At 27.4% G+C, this 14,939-nt stretch carries 12 protein-coding genes and 1 other annotated feature; of the genes, 4 read left to right on the top strand and 8 right to left on the bottom strand.

The window, feature by feature from the left end:
• Positions 1-56 precede the first annotated feature (56 nt).
• Positions 57-1,409, top strand: coding sequence for a [Fe-Fe] hydrogenase large subunit C-terminal domain-containing protein (locus tag HUJ77_RS03605; protein ID WP_291707208.1), 1,353 nt, complete (start codon positions 57-59; stop codon positions 1,407-1,409).
• A gap of 163 nt (positions 1,410-1,572) precedes the next feature.
• Positions 1,573-2,577: a glycosyltransferase family 2 protein gene (locus tag HUJ77_RS03600; RefSeq protein ID WP_291707207.1), complete on the top strand. Its 1,005-nt coding sequence runs from the start codon at positions 1,573-1,575 to the stop codon at positions 2,575-2,577.
• 96 nt (positions 2,578-2,673) lie between these two features.
• Here HUJ77_RS03600 and HUJ77_RS03595 read toward each other — a convergent pair whose 3' ends face one another.
• A complete protein-coding gene (locus tag HUJ77_RS03595) occupies positions 2,674-2,925 on the bottom strand; it encodes a TIGR04540 family protein (protein WP_291707206.1) in 252 nt (83 codons plus the stop codon).
• Between the two features lie 259 nt (positions 2,926-3,184).
• Here HUJ77_RS03595 and ahpC point away from each other — a divergent pair, with 259 nt between their 5' ends.
• Together ahpC and HUJ77_RS03585 are read left to right on the top strand one after the other, a co-directional pair.
• Positions 3,185-3,748, top strand: a complete 564-nt coding sequence (gene ahpC / locus HUJ77_RS03590) for an alkyl hydroperoxide reductase subunit C (RefSeq protein WP_291707205.1) — start codon at positions 3,185-3,187, stop codon at positions 3,746-3,748.
• Positions 3,749-3,890: 142 nt separating this feature from the next.
• Entirely contained in the window at positions 3,891-5,555 is a 1,665-nt protein-coding gene (locus HUJ77_RS03585; protein ID WP_291707204.1) for an FAD-dependent oxidoreductase, read from the top strand.
• Positions 5,556-5,893: 338 nt separating this feature from the next.
• Here HUJ77_RS03585 and HUJ77_RS03580 read toward each other — a convergent pair whose 3' ends face one another.
• From HUJ77_RS03580 to HUJ77_RS03550, 7 genes are all read right to left on the bottom strand, one after another.
• Positions 5,894-6,724 carry an MBL fold metallo-hydrolase gene (locus HUJ77_RS03580; RefSeq protein WP_291707244.1) on the bottom strand — a complete coding sequence of 277 codons (831 nt, stop codon included), beginning with the start codon at positions 6,722-6,724 and terminating at the stop codon, positions 5,894-5,896.
• A 137-nt stretch (positions 6,725-6,861) separates the two neighbouring features.
• Positions 6,862-7,137 carry a CD3324 family protein gene (locus tag HUJ77_RS03575; protein WP_291707203.1) on the bottom strand — a complete coding sequence of 92 codons (276 nt, stop codon included), beginning with the start codon at positions 7,135-7,137 and terminating at the stop codon, positions 6,862-6,864.
• A gap of 625 nt (positions 7,138-7,762) precedes the next feature.
• Entirely contained in the window at positions 7,763-9,076 is a 1,314-nt protein-coding gene (locus tag HUJ77_RS03570) for a dicarboxylate/amino acid:cation symporter (protein WP_291707202.1), read from the bottom strand.
• An 88-nt stretch (positions 9,077-9,164) separates the two neighbouring features.
• Positions 9,165-9,400: a binding site (T-box leader), on the bottom strand.
• A gap of 148 nt (positions 9,401-9,548) precedes the next feature.
• On the bottom strand, positions 9,549-10,589 hold the full coding sequence (locus tag HUJ77_RS03565) for a galactose ABC transporter substrate-binding protein (protein ID WP_291707201.1): 1,041 nt from the start codon (positions 10,587-10,589) through the stop codon (positions 9,549-9,551).
• Positions 10,590-10,676: 87 nt separating this feature from the next.
• The gene (locus tag HUJ77_RS03560; protein ID WP_291707200.1) at positions 10,677-11,651 is read right to left on the bottom strand and encodes a substrate-binding domain-containing protein; all 975 of its coding nucleotides are present in this window, start codon (positions 11,649-11,651) and stop codon (positions 10,677-10,679) included.
• Positions 11,648-13,444, bottom strand: a complete 1,797-nt coding sequence (locus tag HUJ77_RS03555) for a sensor histidine kinase (RefSeq protein WP_291707199.1) — start codon at positions 13,442-13,444, stop codon at positions 11,648-11,650. The genes HUJ77_RS03560 and HUJ77_RS03555 overlap by 4 nt, the downstream gene beginning before the upstream one ends.
• A gap of 10 nt (positions 13,445-13,454) precedes the next feature.
• Positions 13,455-14,939, bottom strand: a 1,485-nt coding sequence (locus HUJ77_RS03550; protein ID WP_291707198.1) for a helix-turn-helix domain-containing protein, incomplete at its 5' end; no start/stop codon positions are given.

The raw sequence follows: 14,939 nt of genomic DNA, 5'->3' as shown, positions 1-14,939 counted from the left end.
TAGTATCATATTAATTAATAGACTACAGTATATCTATAAAAAAGGTGGTGTAAAAATTGCATAATAAATATAATGACCTATTTGATACTTTGATAAAATCTTATTATGATGGAAGCTTTGAAGAAATTCTTACAAATATTATGGTTTGTCATGAGATTTCACCTCAAGAAACCTTTAAAATCATTTCTTCTCTTTGTGGTGTTTCCATAGAATTTAATAATAATTATGTTTATAACTTAAAAAAAGCCATTACTAACTACGAAGTAAATAGAAGATTTGTTGAAAAACTTGATAGTTGTAATTTAAGCTGTAAAAAGGAAAATGATGAAAAATATAATTGTCAGTTAAGTTGTCCCTTTAATGCAATAATCTATGATAAGAATAAAAATTCCACTTATATTAATTATGATCTTTGCGTAGGTTGTGGCTTATGTATAGATTCTTGTAAGGAAGGTAAAATTTTAGACAAAATAGATTTTATACCTATTGCTGATTTAATTAAAAATAATAAAAATGTGGTAGCTGCTGTTGCCCCTGCAATTATTGGACAGTTCGGTGAAGATGTTTCTTTAGATCAATTAAGGGAAGCTTTAGTTAAAATTGGATTTAGTGACATGATTGAAGTTGCTTTTGCTGCTGATATGCTTACCATTAAAGAAGCTGTTGAGTTTAATAAACTTGTAAAGGAACCAGAGGATTTAATGATAACCTCTTGTTGTTGCCCCATGTGGGTTGGAATGCTAAAGAAAGTTTATAAAGAATTAGTTCCTAACCTTTCTCCTTCTATTTCTCCAATGATAGCTGCAGGAAGGATTATAAAAAAATTAGATCCTGATTCGAAAATAGTATTTATAGGACCTTGTATAGCTAAAAAGGCTGAAGCAAAGGAAAAAGATTTAACTAATGACATAGATTTCGTATTAACCTTCCAAGAATTAGATAATATATTTAAAGCCTTAGATATTAATCCTTCAAAGTTAAATGGTCTTCCAACTAAAGATTATGCATCACGAGGGGGAAGATTATATGCTCGTACTGGTGGAGTGTCTATAGCTGTGGGTGAGGCTGTAGAAGAGTTATATCCAGATAAATCAAAATTATTTAAATCTGAAAAAGCTGAAGGTGTTAAAGAGTGTAAAGATATCTTAAATAGAGCATTAAATGGAGAAATAAAAGCAAACTTTATAGAAGGAATGGGCTGTATTGGTGGTTGTGTTGGTGGTCCTAAGGCTCTTATTTCTAAAGAAGAAGGGAAAATCTTTGTTGATAATTTAGCATATAGCTCCCCAATTAAAATTGCTACTCATAGCAATACAATGGATGAGGTTTTAGAAAAATTAAATATAACTTCTTTAAAAGATTTTGAAGACCATAAAAAAACAGAAATATTTCATAGAAATTTCAACTAAAATTATTACACTTATCATATTGTGATTATTTTTCTTAAAATCCTCTTGTAATAAGTAACTTAAAGTAGAAATTCAGTATAATATCTATTTTTCTATTATTAGCATAGATGCTCTAAGTATCATATCATATAAGGTAAAAATATTATTGGAGGAATTTTTAAATTTGGATACCTTAAGTGTTTGTATTATAGCTAAAAATGAAGAAAACAACTTATTAAGATGTCTAGAAAGCATAAAAGGTATTGCAGATGAAGTAATATTAGTTGATACAGGTTCTGTTGATAAAACAATAAGTATTGCTGAAAAATATAATGCTAAAGTAATTGAGTTTCCTTTTGAAAATAATTTTAGCACTGCAAGAAATAAGGCTTTGGATATGGCAACTAAAGATTGGATATTATTTATTGATTGCGATGAAGCATTAGATAGCTCTCAAATTTATGAAATTAAAAGAAAATTAAAGGATTCAAAAAAATTAGGATTTAGCTTAAGATTAACAAATGTTATTGATAATAAACTATACAAGGGAAAACATACTTTAAGAATTATAAAGAATAATTCTGGATTTTATTATTCTGGAAAAATCAATGAAAAACTTAAGAACTATATCTATGAAGACTTCTATAATAATGAAATACTTAATTTAGAATACTTTTTATATAATTATGGATTTGATTACAGTAGAAAAAGTTTAATTGAAAGATGTAATAGAAATATAGACATATATTTATCCTTCCATAAAGAAGAGATAGATTTTCTTTATTATTATTACATTGGTAATGAATATTATCTATTAAAAAAATATAATACTGCTGCTAATTACTATATAAAAGCTATTAATTCAAATGACAACATCTATATAAATAGTTATATAACCTTTTTAATAGTTAAATCTTATTATTCTATGAAAAAATATAGTAAAGCTATATTAATCGGTGAAAGCTTTTCTCTTAAATTTAACTTAATACGAGAATTATACTATTTTCTAAGTGAATGTTATAAAGTACTTGAAGAATTCGATATTTCTAAGGATTACTTCAAAATATATTTAAGTAATCCTCCTAATGAATACTCATACTATTTTAACGTAATTAATAATTCTTCTAAAAACTTAATTCCAGAATTTTTCGGTTTTTCTATAGGAAATTTAGGTGTTAGCCCAAAATAAGGAAGAGCAAAGCTCTTCCTTATTTTATTTAGTAGAAACTTTGAAAACCTTTGTAAAAAGTACTTATATGTACTTAAGATTACTAATGTTAAGTTACTACTCTTGTCTTTTATTTAAAATTTGTTCTAATACATTTAGTCTTGTTTTGCCAAGTATTTGTTTTGGCTTCTTAGCTATTTCATTGTCTTTGTAAAACTTATTTTTGTTAGCTTGTACAACCAAATAGATTTTCTCTTCTAGTGCTTCGTCTTCTATGTTCCCTTCAAAGTAATCATCTATGTAGTTTCTCAATGCATAACTTAGCTCTTCTTGATTTTTGTAATATAATCTAATTCCACCCTTATTCACTATATAATCCTCCCTATAAAATCTACTTTTTAAATATATTTTATACCAAATATATCTAATATACAACCTGTATTGATATTCTTAATTCTTACTTAATTATTAAATGTATCTATTTTCCACTTTTTTCTTTAATTATCTTAGTTTTTAAAAAAATTTTAATAAAAATTGCAAGGATTTTAAAAATACTATTGACAAATTATTAATTAATAATTATTATTAATACATAGATAATATTGAAAGAAACAGGGAGGAAAAATTTATGTCATTAATAGGAAGAAAATTAGAAGAATTTAAGGTTCAAGCTTACCACAATGGAAAGTTTGTAGAAGTATCAAATGAAGATGTTTTAGGAAAGTGGGGAGTATTCTTCTTCTATCCAGCAGACTTCACATTTGTATGTCCAACTGAATTAGGAGATTTAGCTGATCATTATGATAGCTTTAAGGAAATAGGAACTGAAATATATTCAGTATCAGAAGATTCACATTTCGTTCATAAAGCATGGGCTGATACAACTGATACAATTGGAAAGATTACTTATCCAATGTTAGCAGATCCAACTGGTAAGTTAGCAAGATTCTTTGAAGTACTTATCGAAGAAGAAGGTATGGCTTTAAGAGGAACATTTATTGTTGACCCTGATGGCATAATCCAAGCTTATGAAGTTCACCAAAACGGAATTGGTAGAAATGCTGAAGAATTATTAAGAAAAGTTCAAGCAGCTCAATTCGTAAGAGAACATGGAGATGAAGTTTGCCCAGCTAACTGGACTCCAGGAGCTGAAACTTTAGTACCAAGCTTAGATTTAGTTGGAAAACTTTAATATATAACATAGAGGGGACTTTCTCCTCCACTATAAAAAATTAGCGAGGAAACTCGCTATTTTTTTAACAAACTAATCAATAATAATTATTAGGTAATAATACAGCATTAATATATATATTTTATTTTATAAGGAGGCTTATATGAACAATAATATTTATGATTTAATTATCATTGGCGCTGGTCCTGCTGGTTTATCTGCTGGTTTATATGCAGGAAGAGCAAAGCTTAGAACACTAATCATTGAAAAAGAGAATATTGGTGGTCAAATTACCACTACTGCAGAAGTTGTTAACTACCCTGCTATAGTTAAAACAAGTGGTGCAGAAATGACATCTCAAATGAGAATACAAGCAGAAAATTTTGGAGTTAAATTTAAAACTGCTGATGTTATAGATGTAGATTTTAATGGTGAAATTAAAACTATAAAAACAAATGTTGGTGATATCCAAGGAAGATCCGTTATTATAGCTACAGGTGCTTCACCAAGAAAATTAGGATTCCCTGGAGAAATTGAATATGGTGGCAGGGGTGTTGCCTACTGTTCAACTTGTGATGGTGAATTCTTTAAAGACTTAGAAGTTCTAGTAATTGGTGCAGGTTTCGCAGCTGCAGAAGAAGCTATATACTTAACTAGATTTGCTAAAAAAGTAATAATAATAGCTAGAGAACCTGAATTTACTTGTGCGAAATCTATTGGAGATAAGGTTAAAGCTAATAAGAATATAGAAATTAGATTCAATACTGAAGTTGTAGAAGCTGTTGGTGATGATGTCTTAAGATCAGTAAAATTAATTAATAATGTTACTAATGAAACTTCTGAATACTATCCTCCAAAAGAAGATGGTACATTTGGTATCTTTGTATTCGTTGGTTATCAACCACAAACTGATATATTTAAAGACAAAATAGATATGGATAGATGGGGATATATATTAACTGATGAAAATATGAAAACTAATGTAGATGGTGTTTATGCAGCTGGTGACTTAAGACCTAAAATGCTTAGACAAGTTGTAACTGCAGTTGCTGATGGTGCTATTGCTGCAACAGATGCTGAAAAATATGTAGCTGCACAAAAAGAAAGACTTGGAATTGTTGATGAATATGTAGAAGAAGAAAAAGTTGAAAAGCCAAAAGAATCTCCAGCCTCTTCTATTTCAAATACTGGTAAGAGTGCATTATTAAACGATGCTCTAAGAAAACAAATTCAAGGAGTTTTAGCTAGATTTGAAAATAACATATCTTTAGTTTCAATAGTAGATGAAACTAATAGTAAATCAATTGAATTAAGAGATTTAGTTTTAGATATAGCTGATCTAGGTGATAAAGTTACTGCACTTATTTATAAGAAGGGCGAAAATCCTGAAATGGAAGATAAAGTTCATGCAAATAAATTCCCTATAGTAGCTATTTTAAATAAAGATGGTGAATATAGTGGTGTTAAATTCCATGGTGTTCCTGGTGGTCATGAATTAAATTCATTCCTTATAGCTATGTATAATATAGCAGGGCCTGGTCAAGAAATTAATGCTAATCTTTTAAATGATATTAAGTCTATAGATAAGAAAATTAATATTAAAGTTGGAGTATCACTTTCTTGCCATGTATGCCCTGATGTAGTTATGGCTGCTCAAAGGATTGCAATAGAAAACCCTAACATAGAAACTGAAATGTTAGATTTATCAAACTTCCCTGACTTAAAGAGTAAACATAAAATAATGAGTGTACCAGCACTAATAGTAAATGACGAAAAAGTATACTTCGGTGGTAAGAAGCTTGAAGAAATAGTAAACTTATTAAAATAATAATTTAATTAGAAAATGAGAAGGGGCTGTCGCGACAGCTCCTTATTTTTTAGGATAACTTTTTTATTTCTTATTTTTTGTATATTTAACCCAAGTATAAAAAATAAGAAATATTCCAACTAGCAAAGATGTACTACTAATTCTTTTAATCATTCCAGAGAAACTTTCTTATTATACTTTCATGAATACCAAATTTAGTTGAATCAGAAGCTATTGTTTAACTTACTGATAAAACACTTGATATCATTTGTAGTACTAATACTATTATCTTTAATATTAATGTTTGATTCATCTAAACTTCAAGTTTAGATATTTTATTTAAATGAAAAATTAATAACTTATTCATAAATACTACTTAAGAAAAACAAATCATCTTGTGATGGTTCAACATTATATACTTCTTTAAACCTCGCTAGTATATCTTGCTTATCATTTAATCCTTTTGTAATCTCTAAACCCATGTTTAGTTTATCAAAATACCATGCCATTTCTTCTTTATCACAAATTAACTCATGTGAACATAAATAATAATTAGCATCATAACTTTTAACTTCCTTCATCATTGATTCCAGTTTTTTTCTATTAAAATAACTTTTTCCTTCTTTTGTAGAACCATATACTGAATCACCTAAAAACAGTATTTTTTCTTGTGGTACATATACTATAGTTCCATCATCTCTATGAGGATTAATAATTTCCTTTACTAAACATGTTATTCCTCCAAGGTTTATTTCTAATTCCCCCTCAAATAATAAATCAAATTTTACTTCTTCTAAAGTATCAGCATTTTGTAAGTCATCTTTTACTATTTTTACCCCTAACTCATTAAATATCTTCTTCCTCCTAGCATCTTCTAATGAATCATTATCTGTCTTTATTCCCCAATACATTTTTGCTAATTCATAAGTTTTATTACTTGCTATCTTTATAGCATCAAACCTTGATAATCCAAATATATGATCCCAATGATGATGTGTTGCAACAACATAATCTATTGGTGGCAAATCCATATCCTTAACCTCATTTAAAAATACTTCAGCATGTTTAATGGAATTACCTGCATCAATAACTAAACAAGATTTGTCTCCCTTAACAAGCCCTAATGCAGGACGCTCATTCATATCATCATTTAATAAATAATAAATTCGTTCGGTAACCTTTTCTAACATTCTCACTAACTCCTCCTATACATAAAATATTAACCTTTCTAGTAATATACTATAATATTTATATCTACAAATTGAACCTTAAAATTTTATACTAAATAAAAATGAGCCATAATTACTTTTTATGACTCACTAAAATTTCATATTTTTGATTTTTCTTTTAATATTATTCTATCTATACTCTTTTTAGATAAAAAATATCTTTCTGCTAAAACTTTTCTACTAATACCAGTTATAAATTCATTATAAATACTAATATTACGTATTTCTAATTCTTTTCTTGTATTATTTTTTAGTCCCCAATTTGCCCTATTTCCTTCTCTAATAGGTATATATATATACTCACCCTCAATATACTGTTGAACTAATTCAATTATTTCCTTTGGTAATATCTCTTTAGCTTTTATATAGCACATACTGCTCCTCCTAAATTTTCATTTATAATCTAGGTTTAAAGCAAAGGCTATCCTATTTTATCAAATTTAATACAATAGCCTTTGCTATGCATTAATTGAATCTCTTCTCATAAATTTTCCTCCTTTTAAATTAATTTTCTTTAATATTTATTTAATTATATCTTATTTCATTAACTACGTATATAAATAATAGCTATATAAGCTAATCACAAGTATTAAACCTTACTGTTGTGAAACTTTATATACCTTCTATTATTTCTAATATCTAATTTTAGTAAAACATCATTTGCTTTTATATGGTTCCTTATTTTTTAATTCTAAATAATAAACTATTAAATGCTTTTTCTTAAGTTTATTTCATGTAACTTATCTAGATTTAAAATTAAATCATATTTGTTGTAAAAGTCTTATCATTCTTTTCTATAAATTTTATATAATGCTAATTGTATTCACATATTCCTTAATAATATAAATTAAATCCTCTGTTTTAATCCATACAGTAGATGTATTATCATTTCGATGTACACCAATAATACTATTAGAATATATAAAAATTCCTTATATAAAAAAACTCCTTCTCATAAATGGAAGGAGTAAGTTATATAAAGCAAATTTCAATTTGTGATTATGCTATTGTTTTAGCTTCTAATTTTGCTTTTTTTCTTTTTTCTGTTTCATCTACAACTACTGCTGTAACTGCTGTTCCAGTTACATTAGTTAATGTTCTCATCATATCTATTATTGCATCTACTGCCATTACCATAGCCATACCTTCTATAGGTAATCCAGCAGTTGATAATACTACAGTTGTTGACATAGTTGCCGCTCCTGGAACTCCTGCTATACCAATTGAAGAAATAATTGTAGTTAATACTATTAAAATATAGTGATACATTGTTAAATCTACTTTGAATACATTTGCTACAAATACAGCTACTATAGCTGGATATAATCCACCACAAGCATTCATTCCCATTGTTGATCCAAGTGGAGCTACAAAGCTTGCTACATTTCCAGAAACCTTAGCATTTTCTACTAATGTCTTAATAGTAACTGGTAATGTACCATAACTACTTTGACTTGTAAATGCTACTACTTGTGCTTCTGATATATCTTTAAAGAACTTTAGTGGATTCTTTCTTGCAACAAAGGCTACTAAAGGTGTATGAACTAATAGTATTTGTAATATACATGCTATATAAACAGCTAGCACAACTAAGAATAAGGATTTAATAGTGTCCATTCCATTTTTTGCTGCTGCTGTAGCTATTAATGCAAATACTCCATATGGTATAAACTTTAATATTATTCTAGTAATGCTTAATACTAATTCATATGCTGATAATATAAAATCTTTAAAAGCTTTAACTTTCTCTGGATTTTTATTATCTTCAATAACTAATGCTACTGCTATAAATAATGAAAAAATAACTATTGGTATTATTTGATTATTTACAATTGATGCTACAGGGTTAGATGGTAAGAAATCTAATATAACCTTTGAGAAAGGCGGTATTTCTCTTGGAGTAAATCCTTCTATTCCAACATAGCTTAAGCCATTTCCTAAATTAAATATTTTTCCTATAATTAAACCTATTATTGTAGCAACTCCTGTTGTTCCTAATAAAATACCTATTGTCTTAAGTCCTATTGACTTTAAAGTATCTAAATTTTTAAGTCTAATTATACTTGTTATTATTGATACCATAACTAATGGTACAACTATCATTTTAATTATTGCTATATATCCTTTACCCACCACTTCAAGGTAAGAAAGATTTTCTTTAAAAATTCCTCCTAAAATTAATCCTATTGTTAAAGCTGTTAAAGTTGCATAAGAGAACTTTCCAGTCTTTGATTTTACTAAATAAATAACATAAAATGCTACTAATGATAGTACTACTGCTAAAATTAAATTAAAACTAATATTTATATTCATATTTTCCTCCTATTTTTTATTGATTATTATAATTACAATATAAATTGATAATATTCACAAAAGAATAAAAAAAACTCCTGCCCTGTAATACAGAGGCAGAAGTCTAACTTCCACGGTTCCACTCTGATTAGATATAAATATCCATCTCATCTAAGGTACTATATAATACCTAGTCTCTATAATGGGAGAACCCATAATCCCCTACTTAATTTCAAGGATTAAACTCTGAGATGCACTTCATTAATATAATTATAAGCTATTCCACCAACCTAGCTCTCTCTAAAATAATTAGTATTAACTACTTCTTCTCTTCATTGTCTTTATTCATATCGGAATACTATGATTTAATTATAGCATTATATTTTCTCTTGTCAATATATAAATGAAATATTTAATATGGATATTTTACTATTAATTGAAAGATGAAAATCTTCTAATAATATAATTAAATATAGAAACAACTTTTAAAGTATTACTTTAAGTATTCATCAACATTATTTATTGTTACCTTAGTATGTGGTAATTTCTTATACTTACCATCTTCCATATCCTTTACATTCTCTATGGATTTTCCTTGTGCTACATTAATTGCTATTTCTAAAATAGCTTCTGCTTGTGCCATTGAATCGCTAATAACAGTACCACTCATATCTCCACCTTTTATTGATTCCATAGCTGATTTAATTCCATCTATCCCAACTACTATAGGTTTTCTAAGTAATTCGCTATTAGAATTTATGGCATGAATAGCTCCAAGTGCCATAACATCATTATTACTAAATATAACTTCTATACTATCTCCAAATTCCTTAATCCATTGAGTCATTTTGCTATTTGCTTGATCACTTTGCCAATTAGCACTATCATCAGCTAACTTTTCTGATTGTATTCCTTTTTCATTTAGAGCCTTAATACAATATTCCGTTCTTATAAGTGAATCCTGATGTCCTGGCTCTCCTTCAAGCATAACGTATTGAATTATTCCATCTTTATTTTTATCATAAATTTCTTTATTTGCAAACCACTCTTCTGCAACGATATCTGCTTGTAGTCTTGCTGATTGTTCCGCCTGTGCACCTACATAATAAACTTTATTCCACCTATCCATATCTTCTTCTACAGGCTCTCTATTAAAGAATATCAAAGGAATATCTGCTGACTTTGCTTTATCTATTATTGTAGCTGCTGCTGTTCTATCTACTAAATTAACACATATTATATCATAGTCTTGATTAATAAATCTATCGACTTGATTCCCTTGGTTTAATGTATTCCCCTTTGCATCTACAAATTCAAATAGGATTTTAGCGTTATATTCATTTCCATTTTCCTTAATTATTTGCTCCAAGTTATTTGTGATTGTAGATATAAAAACGTCATCTTGCCTATATACTGTTACTCCAATCTTTATTTCTTCAGTAGATTTAACTTTTCCACCTTCACCACATCCTACTATTAAGGTAGAAATAAGCATTAAACTAAGTATATGAAATATTTTCTTGCTTTTTATCACAATAACCTCCTCTTAATAATTACTTATTATAAACTTGTGATATGGATTTTAAATAAACTTCTAATTTCTTAAAGCTATAAGAAAGTATTATCTAACAATTGGAAATAAGACTTTTTCATTTTGTTTAGAGTACATATTTTCACTATTTATCACAGTTGACTCAATATTAATTTTATTATCTATCTTCTTCTTTTCAATCTTATTAACAGCAGTGTTTACACTTAAATATCCAATATTAAATTCATTTTGTATTACAGTAGAATTAATTATTTTTTCTTCTATTAAAGATATTATTAAGCTTGTTCTTCCAATTCCATATACTTCAGTATCATACTTTGCATCAGTATTATTTATAATATACTTTTTTGCCCGTCCAATAGCTTCTAATTCACTTGCCTCAAAAGCAACTAGCACCCTTCCTTTATCTTCATTCATTATATTTCTAACTTCATTATATAACTTTGAATCATCCTTAGGCAGCTCTATAACTTCATAGGTATTTTTACTCTTATTAATTTCATCCTTAAAGCCATTATACCTGTCAACTAAACTGCTAAATTCTAAATTACTTTTAGCAATTATAATATTTTTTCTAGTATTTCCATTTCTTATTACCTCTTCTGCTAACTTTTTACCTAGCTCATAATTATCAGAAGAAATATAAGGTATATTTTGTTTAGTATCTATTTTGGATTCAAACAATACTATAGGTACCTTTTTATTACTATTTTCTATAATATCTGATAATGCTGTATAATCTGAAGGAGATATAATTATGGCATCTGCTCCTGAATCTATCGCATTCTCTATATAATCTCTTTGTTCTTGAACATTATTTTCTTCAAGTAAAGATATAAATCTTAAATTAACGTTCATTTCTGAAGATGCTTGCTCCATTCCTGCTTTTATAATGTTCCATTCCTCATTATTTTTTCCTCTTATTATTACAGAGATATCATACACTACATTTTCCTTTTTACCACCTTCTTTAAGTAACACTAATGAGGAGGCTAAGACTGCAATGAGTAAAATCAAAACAATCATTTTTTTCTTTATTTTCATTTCTTTTCCTCCTTAACGCTATTAAATTCTATAGCTGGCATGTGAATTCTAATTGTAGTTCCTTCATCTGGTTCACTATAAACTTCTAATCCATACTCATTTCCAAAGTATAACTTAATTCTTTCATGTACATTTCTAAGTCCAATTCCTGATCCCTTTTTCTGTCCGTTATTTACCTTTTCAATTAACAGCTTGTCCGCTACTTCTTGAGGCATTCCTAAGCCATTATCAATAATATCTATATACAAGTCATTTTCTTTTTTATAGGATTTTACTAATATATCACCATCACCACTCATATATTCCATTCCATGATATATGGCATTTTCTATAAGTGGCTGAACTATTAATTTAATACTAGTTAAGTTTAATGTATTTTCATCAGATTCAATACTATAACTAAATTTATTTTTGTATCTTATATTTTGTATAGTTAAATAATTTCTAGCATGTTCTAATTCATCTTTTACTGTAATTACATTCTTACCCTTACTTAAACTAATTCTAAAAAATCTAGCTAAAGCACTAACCATCACTATAGAGCCATCATATTTTTCATTTTCTATCATCCAAATTATAGAATCTAAAGTGTTATATAAAAAATGAGGGTTTATTTGGGCTTGAAGTGCATTTAATTCACTTTTTCTTTTTGATTCTTGTTCTATCATTATATTTTCCATAAGTATATTCATTTGATTAAGCATTGATTTTATGGCTTTTGCTAAATGTTGAACTTCATAAGAACCATTTTCTGTGATATTTAAGTTTGCCACTCCATTTTCAAACTCTTTAACAGCTGTCTCTAAATCTTTTATAGGATTTGCTATCCTTGATGAAACAAACATATTAATTGATATTAGTATAAATATTGCAAAAATCATAATAAAGATTGCAAAGATTCTAAACTCATAATACCCTGCTGTAACATCAGACATTGGGGATATAGCAACTAATTTCCACCCAGTATATCCAACTGTTTTAACAGTAACTAATCTTTTACTTCCTTCAAATTTTTCTATGTGATTTCCATCTTCAAATTTTGCTGCTTCTTTATTATTTTCAGTTATTAAATTTGAATAAATTAATTGTTGCCTTGGATGATATATTATTTCTCCATCTCTATCTATAAGATATACATATCCATTTTTACTGACCTCTACATTTTTGCAAATTTGTTCTATTCCACTGAAATTCATATCTACTAAAAGTACTCCACTACTAGTTTTACCATTATTAGTTATCTCAGCAGCTCTACTTAATGATACTACCCATTTATATTTATAATTAGGATCATAAAATAAATTTTGAACATGAGGGGTTGAAAAATGTAAATTTTCTTTTTTATTTTTTGCATTTTGAAACCAATCATTATTTCTTGCCTCTATATTACTTTTAAGTTGCTGAAGTGGATATGAATCTATAACTTCACCATATTCTGAAAATAATGTTATGCTTATTAAGTTATCTTTATTTGCCTCATATATTAAATCCATCTCTTTTTCTATATTTTCTACTGACATATCTATCTTTTTTATAGCTCTATAGTAAATAGTATCTGAAATTTTCATCATATTTCTTAAATAGCTATCTAAATTCAAATTAACTTGATCAATAATTGTTTGGTTATTCTTAGAAACAACCTCTTCAGTAGAATTAGAGAATCTTACATATAATGCCCCTCCAACTACTAACATTCCAGCTACTGCAACCACAGTAAAGGAAATTGAAATTATATATTTAATACTAGCTCTTCTATAATACTCATTTAGTTTATCTTTAATAAAATTAAGCATAATACTCTTCTCAATTCTTTCTATACCTTGATGGTGATATTCCAAACTTTTTCTTAAACACGTAGCTAAAGTAATTTGCTTCTTGATAACCAACCTTTGTGGCTATAATATAAGTCTTATCATCTGTAGTATTTAATAATTTCACAGCTTCTTCAAGTCTTATATCAGTAAGATAACTTACAAAGCTCATATCTGTTTCTTTCTTAAATATAGTCGAAAAATATGTAGGACTTACATGTAAATTTAAGCAAATCTTATCTACCGATAATTCCTCATCATTATAATTATTCTTCACATATTCTTTAGCTTTTTCCACTAATACTTTTGAAGAATTTACTCTTTCTTTTTTAATTATTTTATTTAATAGTATTGCTTTTTCTAAAAACCATATTTTAATTTCTTTAATAGAATTAAATTCATCTAAGTAGCTATAAAAATTAAATTCATCACCAAAGACCTTATTAGCTTCAATATTATGGCTTTGAATTAATTTAACCATAGAAGTCAAAACTTCCATTAAGTAAATCCTATATTTATCTAAAGCTACAGGTGACTCTTCTATTTTTTTGAATACATTATCTACTTCCATTCCTATTTCTTCTAAAGTTGAAAGCTTAATAGAATTTAAAAATCGCACTTCTTCTTGGTCTTCAAATTGAAGCTGTATAGAATTATCTGGTTCAACATCATCAATATAAATTGACTTACCATTTCCAAGTATTGGCCTGTAAGCTAAGGCACTTTGTGCTGTTCTATATGAAAATCTTATCTCATTAATATCTTCATATATTCTACCTATTCCAACAGAAATGTTTTTTCCAAATACACATTCAAATATCTTACATACTTCATTTAAGCCCTTTATTATATTAAATATGTTATCCTTTTCATTTAATGCTAGTAAAAGAACTATTTTATCTAAATAAGGAAAACTTATAAAGTCACAATAATTTATCATAGTTTCATCTACTATATTTTTAAGTGATATTAATGCTAACCTATTATCTTCATTCTTATTTAAATCATCAACATTTATTAAGGCTATGCTTAAAAAATTATTTATAAAATCTAGTCCTAACTTTTTTTCATTTTCCTTCCATTGCTCCTTAGTAACTCTTCCTTCTAAGGATCCTACTAGTAGTTGTTCTCTTATTACTGGTATACTTTCTAAATAATGCTTTTCAAGGACTTCCATATTTCTCTTATCATTATATTCTTTATCTAATTTTTCTTTTAATCTCTTTAATACATCTATAAGTTCTAAAGAGTTAATAGGTTTTAATACATATTCAACTACATTTATTTTTATAGCTTGATGTGCATATTCTAAATCATCTGAACCTGAAAAAATAATGATTTTAGTTGAAGGCATTATATCTACTACTCTTTTACCAAGCTCTAATCCATCCATAAAGGGCATTTTTATATCTGTCATTAATACGTCTGGATGAATTTTTTCTGCTAGTTCTAAAGCCTCTTGTCCATTTTCTGCATC

The sequence above is a fragment of the Clostridium sp. genome (genome assembly GCF_021443865.1).
Taxonomy (GTDB): domain Bacteria; phylum Bacillota; class Clostridia; order Clostridiales; family Clostridiaceae; genus Clostridium.
The sequence above is the reverse complement of the archived record's forward strand: the minus strand, read 5'-3'. Positions and strand labels throughout refer to the sequence as shown.